The 17,391-nt window shown below is 45.8% G+C and carries 16 protein-coding genes and 1 tRNA gene; 2 read left to right on the top strand and 15 right to left on the bottom strand.

Translation table 11 applies throughout. The features are described 5' to 3' along the window. Window positions 1–188: 188 nt before the first annotated feature. The 5 genes from rplS to ffh all read right to left on the bottom strand — a co-directional run bounded on the left by rplS (window position 189) and on the right by ffh (window position 3,803). On the bottom strand, window positions 189–542 hold the full coding sequence (gene rplS / locus AB4329_RS12705) for a 50S ribosomal protein L19 (RefSeq protein WP_004735514.1): 354 nt from the start codon (window positions 540–542) through the stop codon (window positions 189–191). Between the two features lie 59 nt (window positions 543–601). After that, complete coding sequence (gene trmD / locus AB4329_RS12710; RefSeq protein ID WP_017061056.1) at window positions 602–1,342, bottom strand: tRNA (guanosine(37)-N1)-methyltransferase TrmD; 741 nt, start codon at window positions 1,340–1,342, stop codon at window positions 602–604. Between the two features lie 26 nt (window positions 1,343–1,368). Continuing rightward, complete coding sequence (gene rimM / locus AB4329_RS12715; RefSeq protein ID WP_017063236.1) at window positions 1,369–1,923, bottom strand: ribosome maturation factor RimM; 555 nt, start codon at window positions 1,921–1,923, stop codon at window positions 1,369–1,371. Between the two features lie 24 nt (window positions 1,924–1,947). After that, window positions 1,948–2,196 carry a 30S ribosomal protein S16 gene (gene rpsP / locus AB4329_RS12720; RefSeq protein ID WP_004410028.1) on the bottom strand — a complete coding sequence of 83 codons (249 nt, stop codon included), beginning with the start codon at window positions 2,194–2,196 and terminating at the stop codon, window positions 1,948–1,950. A gap of 212 nt (window positions 2,197–2,408) precedes the next feature. After that, entirely contained in the window at window positions 2,409–3,803 is a 1,395-nt protein-coding gene (gene ffh / locus AB4329_RS12725; RefSeq protein WP_010435884.1) for a signal recognition particle protein, read from the bottom strand. 200 nt (window positions 3,804–4,003) lie between these two features. On the opposite strand from ffh, the gene AB4329_RS12730 reads away from it, so the two are divergent. After that, window positions 4,004–4,798 carry an inner membrane protein YpjD gene (locus tag AB4329_RS12730; protein WP_019825854.1) on the top strand — a complete coding sequence of 265 codons (795 nt, stop codon included), beginning with the start codon at window positions 4,004–4,006 and terminating at the stop codon, window positions 4,796–4,798. A gap of 127 nt (window positions 4,799–4,925) precedes the next feature. Continuing rightward, a complete protein-coding gene (locus AB4329_RS12735; protein WP_017068872.1) occupies window positions 4,926–6,197 on the top strand; it encodes an HlyC/CorC family transporter in 1,272 nt (423 codons plus the stop codon). Between the two features lie 115 nt (window positions 6,198–6,312). Here the strand turns inward: AB4329_RS12735 and luxS are convergent, their stop codons facing one another. The 10 genes from luxS to AB4329_RS12785 form a co-directional block, all read right to left on the bottom strand. Beyond that, a complete protein-coding gene (gene luxS, locus AB4329_RS12740) occupies window positions 6,313–6,831 on the bottom strand; it encodes an S-ribosylhomocysteine lyase (RefSeq protein WP_017056597.1) in 519 nt (172 codons plus the stop codon). Window positions 6,832–6,855: 24 nt separating this feature from the next. Further along, a complete protein-coding gene (locus AB4329_RS12745) occupies window positions 6,856–7,506 on the bottom strand; it encodes a hypothetical protein (protein ID WP_017629422.1) in 651 nt (216 codons plus the stop codon). Between the two features lie 10 nt (window positions 7,507–7,516). Next, window positions 7,517–9,085, bottom strand: a complete 1,569-nt coding sequence (gshA, locus tag AB4329_RS12750) for a glutamate--cysteine ligase (protein WP_017063229.1) — start codon at window positions 9,083–9,085, stop codon at window positions 7,517–7,519. Window positions 9,086–9,184: 99 nt separating this feature from the next. After that, the gene (locus AB4329_RS12755; protein ID WP_017063228.1) at window positions 9,185–12,043 is read right to left on the bottom strand and encodes a pitrilysin family protein; all 2,859 of its coding nucleotides are present in this window, start codon (window positions 12,041–12,043) and stop codon (window positions 9,185–9,187) included. 9 nt (window positions 12,044–12,052) lie between these two features. After that, window positions 12,053–12,514 (bottom strand): YqaA family protein, encoded by a 462-nt coding sequence (locus AB4329_RS12760; protein WP_017059555.1) that lies wholly within the window; start codon window positions 12,512–12,514, stop codon window positions 12,053–12,055. Between the two features lie 6 nt (window positions 12,515–12,520). Next, a complete protein-coding gene (locus AB4329_RS12765) occupies window positions 12,521–13,474 on the bottom strand; it encodes an NADP-dependent oxidoreductase (protein ID WP_102319878.1) in 954 nt (317 codons plus the stop codon). 172 nt (window positions 13,475–13,646) lie between these two features. Beyond that, complete coding sequence (locus AB4329_RS12770; protein WP_029235759.1) at window positions 13,647–14,777, bottom strand: sodium ion-translocating decarboxylase subunit beta; 1,131 nt, start codon at window positions 14,775–14,777, stop codon at window positions 13,647–13,649. Between the two features lie 9 nt (window positions 14,778–14,786). Beyond that, a complete protein-coding gene (gene oadA, locus AB4329_RS12775) occupies window positions 14,787–16,562 on the bottom strand; it encodes a sodium-extruding oxaloacetate decarboxylase subunit alpha (RefSeq protein ID WP_372138476.1) in 1,776 nt (591 codons plus the stop codon). A 31-nt stretch (window positions 16,563–16,593) separates the two neighbouring features. Then, window positions 16,594–16,851 carry an oxaloacetate decarboxylase subunit gamma gene (locus tag AB4329_RS12780; protein ID WP_004741884.1) on the bottom strand — a complete coding sequence of 86 codons (258 nt, stop codon included), beginning with the start codon at window positions 16,849–16,851 and terminating at the stop codon, window positions 16,594–16,596. A 375-nt stretch (window positions 16,852–17,226) separates the two neighbouring features. Continuing rightward, window positions 17,227–17,303 (bottom strand) — tRNA-Arg (locus tag AB4329_RS12785). Between the last annotated feature and the right edge of the window lie 88 nt (window positions 17,304–17,391).

Here is a 17,391-nt window from a genome sequence, read left to right on the forward strand (position 1 = left end):
TAGAGATTCCCTACTCCTTCCTTCGTCAGTCTAGGGAATGACGGTTAAATATGAGTTTCGTCTGGTTTGTCATCCTCAAGAGTGAGGTACGAGCGAATTGGGGATCTCTTACCTGCTAAGCTCCAAATAACAGACACAAAAAAGCGGAGCCAAATGGCTCCGCTTTTATCGATAGAATGCAAAAAGAATTACTTCTTAGTAAGCTTCTCTTTAATACGAGCTGACTTACCAGAACGCTCACGTAGGTAGTACAACTTGGCACGACGTACTGCACCACGGCGTTTAACTTCGATGCTATCAACCATTGGAGAGTGAGTTTGGAACGCACGCTCTACGCCTTCACCGTTCGAGATCTTACGAACTGTGAATGCAGAGTGTAGACCACGGTTACGAATAGCGATTACAACGCCTTCGAAAGCCTGTAGACGCTCACGGTCACCTTCTTTTACCTTAACCTGAACTACAACAGTGTCACCTGGTGCGAATTTAGGAAGGTCTGATTTTAGTTGCTCTTCTTCAAGAGCCTTGATGATGTTGCTCATTTGTATAAATTCCTAGAATAAACTGATACTAAATTTAATAGGTTACTGCTTGCTTTTCGTTAAGAGCGTTGCTCTTTAATGAATTCAGCCAGTAATTGTTCCTGTTCGTCAGTCAGAGCTAGGTTTTCCAGGAGTTCTGGTCTTCTTAGCCAAGTTCGGCCCAACGATTGTTTTAATCGCCAGCGACGAATGTCCTTATGGTTTCCAGACTTGAGTACCGATGGCACATCTTTATCGTCTAGCACCTCAGGGCGCGTATAATGGGGACAATCTAGCAAACCATTTGCAAAAGAATCTTCTTCTGCTGAAGCGAAATCTCCAAGTACACCCGGAACAAACCGAGATACTGAATCAATCAGCGTCATGGCTGGCAGTTCGCCACCCGTCATCACAAAATCTCCAATCGACCATTCTTCGTCAACTTCAGATTGAATGATGCGCTCATCTACCCCTTCGTAGCGACCACAAATAAGAAGTAAATTCTCGTTTGTTGCCAGCTCTTCAACACCTTTCTGGTCGAGTTTACGACCTTGAGGTGAAAGATAGATAACTTTCGTCTTTCCCGGTGCTGCTTGCTTGGCCGTTGTGATAGCGTCGCGCAAAGGCTGAACCATCATTAACATGCCAGGACCACCACCGTAAGGTCTGTCATCAACAGTGCGATGTTTATCATGAGTGAAATCACGAGGATTCCATGTCTCAATAGATAAAAGACCTTTTTTAACCGCTTGACCTGTTACTCCAAAATCAGTAACAGAACGGAACATTTCAGGAAAAAGGCTAATAATGCCAACCCACATGTGTTCTCTCGCTCTGTAATTTGGAGTTAGAATCCAGGATCCCAGTCAACTTCGATCCGGCGAGCTTCGCGATCAACTTTCTTGATCACTTGCTCTTCAAGGTACGGTACTAACCGTTCCTTTTGGCCAAAAGCATCTTTAAGATTTGCTTTGATTACTAGAACATCGTTCGAGCCAGTTTCTAATAGGTCAGTGACCTCACCAAGGTCGTAACCTTTAGTGGTAAAAACTTGCATACCGAACAATTCGCGCCAGTAGAATTCATCTTCTGACAATTCAGGTAACGAAGCAGGGTCAATAGCAATTTCAAAGTTAGTCATCAGTTGCGCGTCTTCACGAACATCTAATCCCGCTAGCTTACATACATAACCTTGGCCATGACGTTTCCAGCTCTCAACTTTGTACTCAACCCACTTACCCTTTAGGTTTAAATACCAAGGGCTGTAATCAAATATGCTTTCAGCATTGTCTGTGTAGGAGAACACTTTGAGCCAGCCACGAATACCATAGGTAGACCCAAGTTTACCCATGACAATTCTATTATTTTGCTCGCTCATAGTTTCTTTACCCTTCATCGACATAAGCTATTTCTCTTTAAAAAAGAATTAAGCCGCTTTTTGAGCGTCTTTAACTAGCTTAGCTACACGATCAGATAGAGATGCGCCTTGACCAACCCAGTGGTTAACACGATCTAGGTCTAGACGTAGACCTTCTTCTTGACCTTGAGCTGTAGGGTTAAAGAAACCTACTTTCTCGATGAAACGGCCAGTTGCAGCGTTACGGCTATCCGCAACTACGATTTGATAAAATGGGCGCTTCTTTGCACCGTGACGTGCCAAACGAATGGTTACCATGTCGTCCTCTTTGCTTTCTTAATAAAATAATTAACCCCAAGTATAAGTAAATAGCTTGGGGTCTCGTGCCAAATTAAAGCCCCGGAATTTTACTCTTATTCCGGTGCAATGCAAGGGCTTTAGCTATTTTTTCACCAACATAGCTGCCGTACACTTTCTGTGACACGGCTAACACTATGAAAAGTAACGTAGCTAAAGCTTACATTTGTAGATTATCGACCAAACGGGTTAAAGCCACCACCCATTCCGCCCATACCTCCACCGCCGCCCATCATGCCTTGCATGTTGCGCATCATGCCTTTCATGCCACCTTTCTGCATCTTCTTCATCATCTTCTGCATTTGGGTGAACTGCTTAAGCATACGGTTTACATCTTGTACCTGTGTACCAGAACCAGCGGCAATACGCTTTTTGCGTGAGCCTTTGATTAAGTCAGGGCGTTGACGCTCTTTCATGGTCATAGAGTTGATGATCGCTTCCATCTGCTTGAACATCTTGTCATCAACTTTATCTTTAACGTTATCTGGTAGCTGAGACATGCCTGGAAGCTTATCCATCATGCCCATCATGCCGCCCATGTTTTGCATCTGACCTAGCTGTTCACGGAAGTCTTCAAGGTCAAAGCCTTTCTTCTCTTTGAACTTCTTAGCCAGTTTCTCTGCTTTCTCGGTATCAACGTTTTTCTGTAGGTCTTCAATAAGAGACAGTACGTCGCCCATACCTAAGATACGAGAAGCAACACGATCTGGGTGGAACGGTTCTAGTGCGTCAGTCTTTTCACCAACACCCAAGAATTTAATCGGCTTGCCTGTGATATGACGAACAGACAGAGCAGCACCACCACGCGCATCACCATCAACTTTCGTCAAGATAACACCGGTTAGTGGTAACGCATCACCAAAGGCTTTTGCAGTGTTCGCAGCATCTTGACCTGTCATTGCATCAACAACGAACAGTGTCTCTACTGGTTTAATTGCAGTATGAAGCTCTTTGATCTCGCCCATCATCTCTTCATCGATAGCCAAACGACCCGCAGTATCGACAAGTAGCACGTCGTAGAATTTCTTCTTCGCGTGGTCGATTGCAGCGTTTGCAATATCAAGAGGCTTTTGATCAGCTGAAGATGGGAAGAAGTCTACGCCAACATCGCTTGCTAACGTTTCAAGCTGTTTGATCGCCGCTGGACGGTAAACGTCGGCAGACACAACCAAGACTTTCTTCTTGTCACGCTCAGTTAGAAGCTTAGATAGCTTACCTACCGATGTGGTTTTACCCGCACCTTGTAGACCCGCCATTAAGATAACGGCTGGCGGCTGCGCTGCTAGGTTAAGAGCCTCGTTAGACTCACCCATCACCGCTTCAAGTTCAGCTTGAACGATCTTAATGAATTCTTGACCAGGCGTTAGAGATTTAGAAACCTCAACACCCACAGCGCCTTCTTTTACGCGCTTAACAAAATCGCGGACAACGGGCAGTGCAACGTCGGCTTCAAGTAGCGCCATACGTACTTCACGCAGCGTCTCTTTAATATTGTCTTCGGTCAGACGACCTTTACCGCTGATGTTCTTCAGCGTTTTGGATAGACGATCCGTTAAATTATCAAACATAGTTTTCTCTTCGCTCAAAACTGCGACTATTACTGTGAGTATACATTAGCGCGGATTAGAGTCATACCCGTTGTAGAGCGTTAATCATCCGTGCTTGTGATGTGAGACATTATTCACTTGGAATTGAATGAGGTTCGCCATAGCCCCAAAGAGCGATGCGAGGTATAATTCGCCAATTAGTAATCATTAAAATGGATACCATGGACAGTCTTATTGCGATCGCAGCAGCCTTTCTTTATACAATGGCGATTTCCACGATCATTCCAGGTCTCGTGCACCAAACAGGAATCCGTGTAAAAACGGTGTTTATCAGCGCATTACTTGCTCTAGCTTTCCATGCTTGGTTGCTTGGCGATTTGATTTTTAATGCCAGTGGCCAAAACCTCAGTATCTTGAACGTTGCTTCATTAATCAGTTTAATCATATCTGTGGTAATGAGCGGTGCAATGCTCAAAACCCGCTTGTGGTTCATCTTGCCTGTTGTTTATAGTTTCGCAGCGCTTAACCTCATGGCAGCAACGTTTCTTCCAAGTACCTTCATCAAACATCTAGAGAATGACCCGAAACTGCTCGTACACATCTCTTTGGCCTTGTTCTCATACGCGACGCTGACTATCGGTGCGTTATACGCCTTGCAACTCGCGTGGCTTGATCACAAGCTTAAAAAGAAAAAAGCCTTAGTGATTAACCCTAACCTACCTCCTTTAATGATGGTAGAGAGACAGCTTTTCAAGATCATTCTGATTGGTAATGGTTTATTAACGGGTACTTTGCTGACTGGCCTTATCTTCGTACAAGATATGTTTGCTCAAGGAAAGGCGCACAAAGCGGTATTGTCTTTTATCGCTTGGGTTATCTACTCCATCCTTTTATGGGGTCACTACCAAAAAGGTTGGCGTGGACAGAAAGTCACTTGGTTCGCACTTGCCGGCGCCAGCATGCTCACATTGGCCTACTTCGGTAGCCGCTTCGTTCAGGAAATCATCCTGAACTAGTCTGTAAAATAAAGGCAAGGTCTCACACACCTTGCCTTTAAAATATTGAGTCCGTTAGATTCAATTGACATCTCGACCATGTTCGGTCATAAATTAATCAAGATACACAAATAGGAAAAGAATAGTTTTGGACGACATATCAACGGGTATCTTATTTGCGCTACTCGCGTGTCTCATTGTAATTTCTGGTTATTTCTCTGGTTCCGAAACGGGCATGATGTCCTTGAACCGCTACCGTTTAAAGCACTTGGCCAATACGGGTCATAAAGGTGCCAAACGCGTAGAAAAACTTCTGAACCGCCCAGACAGATTGATTGGCCTCATTCTCATCGGCAACAATCTCGTCAACATTCTTGCATCTGCGATCGCTACTATTCTTGGTATGCGCATCTACGGGGATATCGGTGTGGCTATCGCTACTGGTACCCTGACTCTCGTGATCCTCGTATTCGCCGAGGTAACCCCAAAGACTATCGCTTCTCTATTTCCTGAACGTGTCTCTTACGCCAGTAGCATCCTTTTGATGGTGCTGATGAAGGTACTGTCACCGTTGGTGATTTTAGTTAACTTCATTACCAATGGCTTCATTCGTATCTTAGGTGTCAAAGCCAGCCATGATGCAACCGACCACTTGAGCTCCGAAGAGCTTAGAACCGTGGTAAATGAAGCCGGTAGCTTAATCCCTCAACGTCACCAAGATATGTTGGTGTCTATTCTGGATTTAGAGCACGTCACCGTGAACGACATCATGGTGCCGCGTAATGAGATTACTGGTATCGACATCAATGACGACTGGAAATCGATCGTTCGTCAACTTACCCACTCGCCTCATGGTCGCGTAGTGCTGTACCGTGACCAAATAGATGAAGTGGTCGGCATGCTTAGGCTGCGTGAAGCTTACCGTCTGATGCTTGAAAAGAACGAATTCAATAAAGAAACCCTGTTGCGTGCCGCGGATGAGATCTACTTTATTCCTGAAGCGACACCACTCAATATTCAACTGCTTAAGTTTCAACGCAATAAGCAGCGCATCGGTTTGATTGTTGATGAGTATGGCGACATCAATGGTTTGGTTACATTAGAAGATATTCTAGAAGAGATCGTAGGTGAGTTTACCACCTCAATCACCCCAAGCTTATCTGAAGAGATTACTCCGCAAAGCGATGGCAGCTTCTTGATTGAAGGCAGTGCCAATATCCGAGATATCAACAAAGGCTTACAGTGGGCACTGCCTACCGATGGCCCAAGAACGCTGAATGGTTTGATACTGGAACATCTTGAAGATATTCCTGAGAGTCACCTGAGTGTTCAGGTTGCCAGCCACCCAATGGAAATTGTTGAGCTTGAAGAGAACCGCATCAAACTGGTTCGCGTGTTCCCACAGATCGTGAACGGCTAACTGAGTTATCACTGAATCTCTGTCTCGCCCTAAAATACGTTGACGAAAAAGGCCCGGTTCATTGAACCGGGCCTTTTAGTATCTAACTCGCCCTATCTAGGGTAGCTATCAATGACTAGTCGATCTTAAGCTCTTGCAGCATAGACTCTGGCAGTGCCAGTTCATCATTCTTGTTTACAGAGATGCCTGCAGCGATGATCGCATTCGCGATCTCTTTCGCTTCATCCAAAGAGTGCATTGCCGCGGTACCACATTGGTATTCGTTCAGCTCAGGGATCTTATTCTGGTTCTCAACTTTCAGTACGTCTTGCATCGCTGCCAACCAACCGTCAGCCACTTGTTGTTCTGTAGGCGTACCAATCAGGCTCATGTAGAAACCAGTGCGACAGCCCATCGGTGAGATATCGATGATCTCTACATCTGAACCGTTCAATTGATTACGCATGAAACCAGCATATAGGTGCTCTAGAGTATGGATACCTTTCTCAGATAGGATGTCTTTGTTTGGCGCAGTAAAACGCAGGTCAAACACAGTGATGGTATCCCCTTTTGGGGTTTGCATTGTTTTAGCAACACGAACGGCAGGTGCGTTCATGCGTGTGTGATCAACAGTGAAACTATCTAATAAAGGCATTGCTCTTCTCCATGACGGCTGGCTTTAGAAAAACCAGCTTCGATTGTCTTCTAGTTCTTTGCGGCACTGTTTCAGCTGCCATCCATAATCTTTTGCTTGCTGTTCGACTTTGCGCGCCACCTTAATTAGCGATGGCTTGCTGTTGTATGACTTACGCTTATAACCACCACGGCCTTCATGATAAGCCAGGTATTGGTTATATGGGTCCCATAGTGAGATGCCCAATTGACGACGCGTCTCGCTGGTATACCAACCGATGAACATCAATGCATCATCAAAGTTGGTTCTTGAACCACCGTTATTGGTCGCCTTTTGGAAGTCTTCCCAAGCAGGGTCTTGAGCTTGTGCATAACCGTAGGCACTGCTTACACGCCCCCACGGTATAAAGCCAAGAATGTAATCTTTAGGTGGGCGCGCATCATGACGATAGCTACTCTCTTGTTTCACAAAAGCCATCGCAACGTTAATCGGCGTTCCCCATTCTTCTTGCATATCCAAGGCATCTTCATACCATGAAGGGTGCTCTCGAAAGATGCTACACAAATTATCTTGCTGCTTTGGCGGTGGCGTTGCACATCCAACCAACAGGCTAGAGACAACACCAACAGTCACTACAGGTAACCATTTACTACTCACTCGAGTAGGCTGACCTAATAAGGCTTGCTTCCTTTCCACCAAAGTCTCGCTATGCTTTTAAATACGAAAAATAATCCGCTAAGAAGCTATCAAAATCTTGAGTGCTTGCTTCTTCACTTTGTTGCTGAGCAATCACAGAACGTTGAACTTCTGCTTCCATCAACTCAGCTGAATATACTTTGTATTGGTGCGCTTTGTGTTGCTGAGCGTACGTTTTACCTAACGCGCAACCCACTTTACCTAAGCCGCCCAATTTTTTGGTCTCTTCTAGCAACTGGCCAGAAATAGTTAGCTCAGGGTTATCAATCCAAGCCTCAAGCGTATCGCATGTTTCTTGGTATGCACGACCACCTTGTTCAGCGTCCATCATCTCGGCAATAGAGCGCAGATCTTTGAAGACACGCTTCGCCCAATCTTGCAGAGACAATCGCTCACCATGACAACCGATTTGCAGCTCTAGACCAACCTGACGACCTTGTAGGATCACCTTGTTCCAGTTATCGCGCCAGCATTCAAGCTCGCAGTTATCCATCTCAGCAGAGTCCGTTAGCACACTCCACGTTAGGAATAAGTCTAGGAAGCGAACCTGCTGCTCATTGATACCAATTGAGCTGAATGGGTTTACATCTAAAGAACGAACCTCAATGTACTCAACACCACCGCGTGCCAATGCTTCAGATGGTTTCTCACCACTCTTCGCGACACGCTTAGGGCGGATTGGAGCGTAAAGCTCATTTTCAATTTGCAGTACGTTGCTATTCAACTGACGGTATTCACCATCAACCTTAGTGCCAATCTCGGCAAATTCTTCTGATGGTGTGCGAATCGCTTGATTCAAACCTTCAAGGTATTGGTCTAGGCTGTTGAAACCAATCTTCAACACACTTTGCGCACTGTTCGTGTAGCCAAGGTCGCTCAGGCGCAGTGCCGTTGCTTTTGGCAGATACAGTGTCTCGCCAATCTTTTCAAAAGGCAGGTTTGTCTCTCTTCCTTTGATGAAAGAAGAACATAGCGCAGGTGAAGCACCGAAGAAGTATGGGATTAACCAACCAAAGCGGTAGTAGTTACGAATCAAACCAAAGTAAGCATCTGACTTAGATTCACAACGCGCTTCTTCAGTTTGCTCTCCAAACAGGCTATCCCAAAAGCTTTCTGGGAAAGAGAAGTTGAAGTGAACACCAGAGATAATCTGCATCAGGCTACCGTAACGACGTTTTAGGCCTTCACGATATAGGGTCTTCATCTTACCGTTATTCGAGGTGCCGTATTGCGCTAGCTGAATGTAATCTTCACTGCCAACGTAACAAGGCATAGAAAGCGGCCATAGTTTTTCGCCGTCTAACTTGGTTTGCGTGAAGTGGTGGATATCAGACAACTGATTCAAAAGCGTCGGAACGTCGTTAGAAACAGGCGTGATAAATTCCAGTAGCGACTCAGAGAAATCGGTCGTTACCCATTCGTTCATCAACGCAGATCCCAAAGCCTCAGGGTGCGGCCCAGTAGCAAGGTGCCCATCTTCCGTGTAGCGTAATGTTTCCCTTTCAACACCACGACCAAATTGAGAGAAGGTCTTAGGGTTGGTTGCAACTTGCTTTAGTCGCGCAGCAAAATCAGTCAAAATTCAGTTCACTTATCTTATATTGTTCTGATTAGAACTATCATAAATTAGGTTGGAGGAGAAAAGTAGAGTCTCTTCCCTCCCCCTTTAATGTGTACTCTAACGAATGATTTCAAGCTCTTCTATTGGAATATCTAACTTTTCTAATTGCGGGCGAAGCGAAGTCGCGTCACCAACAACGATTATTTGATAATCATTCGGGTCAAACCATTTCTTAGATAGCTCGTTTAAGGTCTCTTTTGAAACCGTTTCAACTATCTGATTACGCTGTTGTAGGTAATCTTCATCAAGGCTCAATGCAACAATATTACTCAACAACCCCGCCTTTTGACTTGGCGTTTCGTATTTAAGTGCATCTTGTTGACCGACGGCAAGGCGCATAAATTTCACCTCTTCGTCAGTTAATCCACTTTGGCTAAACTCATTCAGCTCATTAATAAACTCTTGAATCGATGGAACCGTCGCATTCGCCCTTACCTGCGCGCTAAATACCACTGCGCCAGTTTCACGAGTACTTGCGAAGTAACCGCTTGCACCGTAAGTGTAGGCTTTGTCTTCACGTAGGTTCTGGTTGATACGGCTATTGAAGTTGCCCGCTAAGTTAAAGTTAGCTAACTGGCTCAAATACAATTCGCCCGTCGCATCAAACGGCAGGCCCTTACGAACCAAGCGAACAATGCTTTGCGGCGCACCCGGTTTATCAACTAAGTACAGGTGCTGACCAGAAAGCTCTTTAACGATCTGTGGACGCGTTAATGGTGCCGCATCGCCTTGCCACTCTTCAAAGAATTGTAGCTGTTTCCCTACCTCTTTCTTCGAGATGTCTCCCACCACAACAATATTGGCACCTTCTGGTGTGTAATGTTGCGCATAGAATTTTTTCACATCGTCTAAGGTCAATTTCGATAGAGATTCCTTAGTACCATCACTTGCACGAGCAAAAACAGTGTCACCAAACAGCACTTCACGGGTTGCTTGAGAAGCCATCCAGCTTGGCTGCTGATGCTGATACACAACGCCTTCTAGCATCTGTTTCTTAACGCGCTCAAAATCTTGCTCATCGAACTTAGGATCGAATAGAACCTCTTGCACAATCGCTAAGGTTTGAGGCAAGTTTTTCTCTAGCGTCGAGACTGAAATATCTGTGGTGTAGCTGCCCGCACTAATGCTCACGCTGCTACCAAGTTTATCTAAGGTCGCTTGTAACTCTTCAACGGTTCGTTTAGTTGAGCCTTCTTCCATCATCGAAGCCGTTAGGTTCGCTAGGCCTTCTTGCCCTTTGCGAACATAGCGTTCGCCTGCAGGCAATTGAATTTGCAGCTGTACTGTCGGCGTTTCACTGGTCACGGTACCAATTAAGTCAGTGCCATTTGCAAAGTGCATGCGGTACAACTCAGGCATGGTCGCCTCAACACCAAAGTTCACTTCTGGCATCACACTGCGATCAAAGGTATCCGGTGCCTTTCTGAAATCCAGTTGATCTTCCGTCACCTTGCTGTATTCCGGCAACGTACGTGGTGGCGTGGTAAAGGTCGCTTCACGAACCGCCAAATCGAGCTTTTTCTTAGGAACCACACTCAAGGTAACCTTGTGCTTACCTTCGATGAAATCTTGGTATGCCTTGCTCACGCTCTCAGGCGTCACCGCTCGGATTTGATCGAGTTGTGATTCAATGCGATCAGGCTGACCATAGAAGGTTTGGTTCGACGCGAGTTGCGACACCTTACCTTTAACGCTTTGCAATGCAAAAACAGCATTCGCTTCGGCCATGCCAGTGATCTGGTCTAAACGCTCTTGCTCAACGCCCTCTTTCGAGAATTGCTCCAGGGTATCCATCAGCTCTTTATTGAGAACCGTCAAATCGCCTTTTTCACCTGAGTTGCCCATTGCATACACGTACATGGTACACGCCAACTCAGCACAATCATGGAAAGAGCCAGCGCTGACGGCCTTCTGCGTTTTTACGAGGTTTTGATATAGGTAACTGTTGGTACCTGAACCTAACACGTTAGACAATGCATTCAGTGAAGCTTGCGTCTCTTCACCGCGATACGTTGTTGGCCACCCCACCAGCACCATCGGCTGACGAATATTGTCTTCTAAGGTGATGTATTTATCTTCTGTTAGAACAGCAGGTTGCTTCTCTGCCGCCTTCACTTCAGGGCCTTGAGGAATTGAACCAAAGTACTTGTTAACCCATTCTAGCGTGTCATCAACGTCGATATCACCACCAATCGTTAACACGGCATTGTTTGGGCCGTACCAACGCAGGAAGAACGCTTTAAGATCATTCACGTCAACACGGTCAAGATCTTCAACATAGCCGATTGGTTGCCAAGAGTAAGGGTGACCTTCAGGGTAAAGCGCTTCGCCCATGCGTTCCCACATCAAGCCGTAAGGACGATTTTCGTAGCTCTGCGCTCGCTCGTTCTTGACCGTGCCTCTCTGAACCTCAAATTTCTTCTGAGAAACAGCATCCAACAAGAAGCCCATTCGGTCTGATTCTAACCACAACATTTTCTCAAGTTGGTTAGAAGGAACAGTTTCAAAATAGTTGGTGCGGTCACGGTTGGTCGTGCCGTTTAACGAGCCACCCGCTTCGGTAATGATCTTAAAGTGCTGTTGGTCACCAACGTTCTCTGAACCCTGGAACATCATGTGCTCAAAGAAGTGAGCAAATCCCGACTTGCCTATCTCTTCACGTGCTGAACCGACGTGATAAGTTACATCAACATGCACCAACGGATCGGAATCATCAGGGGAAAGAATAACTGTCAGACCGTTTTCAAGCTGATACTTGGTGTAAGGAATCACTACTTTATCTTTAGAGGGCTTAACCTCTTCTAACAGAGTGACACCTTCAGGTAACGAGGAAAAGAAGGGCGTTGAGCTAGGTACATTGTAAGAACAGCCAGCAATGGCGATAAGAGAAAATGTACCAAGTAAAACCTTTTTCATAGGTTCTCCTTAGAAAAAACCGAAGTAGATAGCAGCAAGTAAGCTATAGCGAGCGGCTTTGCCAATCGCTATCAAAATAACGCTAGGGATGAATTTCATTCTTAGCCAACCCGCAGCGAGACACAAAGGGTCACCAATGATCGGTAACCAACTAAATAACAGTGTCCAGTAGCCATAGCGACTCAGCCAAGCCATAGCCTTATGACCATGCTTTTCAGATTGAGTTCGATTAGGCAACCACAAACCAATCCAATAGTTAGTCAGGCCTCCTAAGGTATTGCCTAATGTCGCCACTAGAATGATCGATGAGGTTGAAAACTGATCTAAGCTCAATGCAGCCACAAGGCTAGCTTCTGAACCACCGGGGAGTAACGTGGCACTCAAGAAGCCACTAATGAAGAGTACCCACAGCGCCGAGTCCGAGAACCACAGCGCGATATTTTCAAAAAGGGAGTTAAAAAATTCTAACACTGCCTATCAACTTTCTTGCATTTTAAGTAGCACCTTGCCTCTGGTGTGTCCGGTTTCAACCTGCAGGTGCGCCGACTGCGCCTCGTCTAATTGGTAGATACCTTGAATTTCTGTTTTGAGTAATCCGACACTGACCATGTAAAGCATAGTGTCCATTTGCTCAGGACTTGGTTCAACCAGCATGCCTGATGCAGTAAAACCTAATAGTGTGGCTTTTTCGCAGATAAGTTCTGCAGATAGAGTCGGCACAGTCACGACTCGCGCGTCATCTTTTAGGCACTTCAATGCATCAAGCGCGGTATCGCCGCCGACCAAGTCAATCAACACATCGACATCAGATACTCTTTCTGATGCTGGTGCAAACTTATAGTTAATCGCGTGAGCACCTAGCGTCGCAAGGTAATCAAGGTTGGCTTCGCTGCAGGTTGTGTAAACCTCTGCTTTTGCTGCCACTGCAATTTGAACCGCAAGGTGACCAACGCCGCCCGCGCCCGCCAAGATAAGCACGCGGTCGCCTTCTTTCACTTCGGCTTTGTTGAGCGCTTGTGCCGCTGTTTGACTCGCGAGTGGTAATGCAGCTGCCGCTTCTAGAGTGACAGAATCAGGAACCATACTTAATGCAGCTTCTGGAACACACACATATTGGCTGTAACCGCCACCTTGCAGTGGAAAACCAATAAAGCCAGCTACGTTATCACCAACAGTAAAGCGTTCAGCCTGTTCGCCTAGCGAGACAATTTGCCCTGAAATATCGTAGCCAGGTACCCAAGGTAGGTTATCTTTGTTTTGTGCTGCCGCCCAACCAAGGCCCGCTCGGGTTTTGACATCAATCGGATTAATGCCTGAAAAGGAAACTTTAACCACCACTTCTCCAGCCTTAGGCTCAGGGATCGCACTGGTTTGAATACTTAGATTTTCGACGCCGCCGAATTGAGTAATCGCAATCTGTTTATTTTCCATTTCCACATTTCCTTGATTGATAAAAGCCCTAGTGAGCAAGCACCCTAATTAATAAAAAGAAAGGGATGCGAAAGCATCCCTTTGACTATAAACCATTTAATAAGGCTAAGTTAACCGCTCATTCGTAAATTGACGACCAATTAACGTAACGATACATGACCCAGCAAATCCACTAGCCCACGAGAGCTAATAGAATACCCGCCGCAACCGCACTACCAAGTACACCGGCTACGTTCGGGCCCATTGCATGCATCAACAAGAAGTTCTGAGGGTTTGCCTCAAGACCAACCTTGTTCACAACACGTGCCGCCATTGGAACCGCTGATACGCCAGCTGCGCCAATCAGTGGGTTGATGTCCTCTTTCGAGAATCGGTTCAACACCTTAGCCATCAATACACCACCCGCCGTACCGATACTGAACGCGACCGCACCTAAACCTAGAATACCCAATGTTTCTAAGTTCAAGAACTTATCCGCTTGAAGCTTAGAACCAACCCCTAGACCTAGGAAAATAGTTACAACGTTAATCAGTTCGTTTTGAGCTGTTTTTGAAAGGCGATCAACCACACCCGCTTCACGCATTAAGTTACCCAAACAGAACATACCAACTAGAGGTGTTGCTGAAGGTAGGAACAAAATCGTCATCAGTAGTACAGCAAGCGGGAAAAGAATCTTCTCGGCTTTGCTAACGTGACGAAGTTGAGCCATCTTAATTTTGCGCTCTTCAGGAGACGTTAACGCTTTCATGATTGGTGGCTGAATGATCGGAACCAAAGCCATGTAGCTATAAGCCGCTACTGCAATGGCACCTAAAAGATCCGGAGATAACTTACTCGCCAAGAAGATCGCAGTTGGGCCATCGGCACCACCAATGATCGCAATTGACGAAGCATCGGCCATCGAGAACTCCATTCCTGGAACGTAGTTCAGCAAGATCGCGCCAAATAGCGTCGCGAAGATACCAAACTGAGCCGCAGCCCCTAGCCACAACGTTTTAGGGTTCGCAATCAACGCACCGAAGTCCGTCATCGCACCAACACCCATAAAGATCAGCAGTGGGAAAATACCTGTCTCAATACCAATGTAGTAGACGTAGTAGAGCAAACCACCTGGATCAGTAAACCCAGCATTTGGAATGTTTGCTAATACAGCACCAAAACCAATAGGCAGTAGAAGTAACGGTTCAAATCCTTTACGAATTGCCAAAAACAACAGTAAGCAACCAACCAGCATCATACAGATCTGGCCGAACTCAAAGTTCGCAATCCCTGTTTCAGACCATAAGGTCATCAATCCTTCCATGGTACTCCCTTACGCTAAGCTTAGTAGTGGAGCGCCTACAGTAACTGCATCGCCTTCTTTAACATTCAATTCTTGAACGATACCACCACGAGCAGCACGAACTTCCGTTTCCATCTTCATCGCTTCTAGGATTAGTAGAACGTCGCCTTCAGAAACCTCAGTACCCGCCTGAACGTTTACTTTAAAGATGTTACCCGCCAATGGAGCTGGAACCGCTTCAGCGTCAGACGCTGCTACTGGTGCAGCCTGAGCAGGTTTTGCAGATGGCGCCACCGATGTCAGTTCACCTTGTGGGCCAACGTCAACATCGTAAACTTGACCATCAACCTTCACGCTGTAGCTTTCAATACCACCAGAAGCTTGTACAGGAGCTGCAGCAACTGGAGCCGCAACTTCTAGCGTTGGTGCAGGTTCAAATGCTTCAGGATTACGACGGTTCTTAAGGAACTTAAGACCCACTTGTGGGAAGAGCGCGTAAGTCAGTACATCATCAACCGTATCTTCAGCTAGAGAGATACCCTCTGATTTCGCTTTCTCTAACAGATCCGTCGTTAACGTATCCATTTCAGACTTAAGTAAATCAGCAGGACGACAAGTAATCGGCTCTGCACCGTCTAGAACTTTCGCTTGCAGTTCAGCATCCACTTCAGCAGGAGCTTGACCGTATTCACCTTTCAGTAGACCAGCAGTCTCTTTCGTGATGCTCTTATAGCGTTCGCCCGTTAAGACGTTAATAACCGCTTGAGTACCGACAATCTGAGAAGTTGGTGTTACTAAAGGAATGTAACCAAGCTCTTTACGTACGCGTGGGATCTCTTCTAGAACTTCATCCATGCGATCGGCGGCGCCTTGCTCTTTAAGCTGGCCTTCCATGTTAGTTAACATTCCGCCAGGAACTTGAGCGATTAAGATGCGAGAATCGACACCTTTTAGCTGACCTTCCCATTTCGCGTACTTTTTACGTACATCACGGAAGTAAGCCGCGATGGGTTCGATTTGGTCTAGTTTAAGATTCGTGTCGCGCTCTGTACCTTCTAACATCGCAACAACCGTTTCGGTTGGCGTATGACCGTAAGTACAGCTCATTGAAGAAATAGCGGTATCTAGAATGTCGATACCCGCTTCAACGGCTTTAACCGCTGTTGCAGTCGATAGACCAGTTGTCGCGTGGCTATGCAGTGCTAGAGGAACGTCACACGATGCTTTGATACGTGTAATCAGCTCTTCTGCTTCATACGGCTTTAATAAACCTGACATATCTTTGATACATAGTGAGTGACAACCTAAGTCCTCTAGGCGCTTAGCCAAATCAACCCAAGTATCTGAATTGTGGACCGGACTGGTTGTGTAAGACAACGTACCTTGAGCGTGGCCACCAACGTCGATCGTTGCTTTCACTGCTTTTTCAAAGTTACGCACGTCATTCATCGCATCAAAGATACGGAATACGTCCATGCCGTTTTTATGGGCACGTTCAACAAATTTTTCTACTACATCATCCGCGTAGTGACGGTAGCCCAATAGGTTTTGACCACGCAGTAGCATCTGCATTGGTGTGTTTGGCATCGCTTTTTTCAGCTCACGCAAACGCTCCCATGGATCCTCGCCAAGAAAACGGATACACGAATCAAACGTCGCGCCGCCCCAAGTCTCAAGTGACCAGTAACCGACTTTATCCAGTTCTGCCGCAATTGGCAGCATATCTTCGATACGCATACGAGTAGCAAATAGTGACTGGTGCGCGTCACGAAGTACCACATCTGTGATAGCTAGTGGTTTAGACATGCTCATAAACTCCTTTTTAATCCTTTAAATACTACTTAGCAGTAGACGCACGGTATTGATGAACCGCGGCCGAAATTGCAGCCACTACCTGTGGACTAACAGCTGAAGGGTTTGATTGTGATTTTTGAATTTTTTTAGGTGCTGCGATCGGCTCTGGTACTTCTTCTGGTACCAGTTTTGACATCAACCGAACGAGGTAAACTAGAATAGTTAGGAAAATAAAGACAACGGACATCCCCGTTATCATTAGAGTCGCCGCATCTCCTAGCAGGCTTCCAATATTAGTCATGTTGCTTCCTTTCTTCGTCATCCTGACATACGTACAGGATTTCAGCGAATAGTGATCCCGACCCATGGATTATCTCGATTGGTAAAAGTTTGTCAATTTTGTTTAAGGTTCTGTTACGGATAACGCACACATAAGGTTAATTATTCGCCTATCAGATCACATAAATCTGTCAAATACGTCATTTTTAGATATTTAAACTGTGACTTAAACGGGGCTTTTCTGGGAATTGATATGAGAAAGGTGGAATAACAAAGAAGCAATCAAGAACTACTTTAAATACAACAAGTTAAACAACGAACAAATTTAACATTGTCGCAACAAATTTGCAGCAGACATAAAAAAAGCCTCGTATAAACGAGGCTTTTTCTAATAATGTGGCGCGCTCTGGAGGATTCGAACCTCCGACCGCCTGGTTCGTAGCCAGGTACTCTATCCAGCTGAGCTAAGAGCGCACGGTTTTAATATCAATTCATTGTTACTAACAATGAGATCAATATAAGGATTTCATTCTTATAAGAAAAAAGCCCTAAATAGTGGCGC

It is taken from the genome of Vibrio sp. 10N.261.54.A5, assembly GCF_041471145.1.
Taxonomy (GTDB): Bacteria; Pseudomonadota; Gammaproteobacteria; order Enterobacterales; family Vibrionaceae; genus Vibrio; species Vibrio crassostreae_C.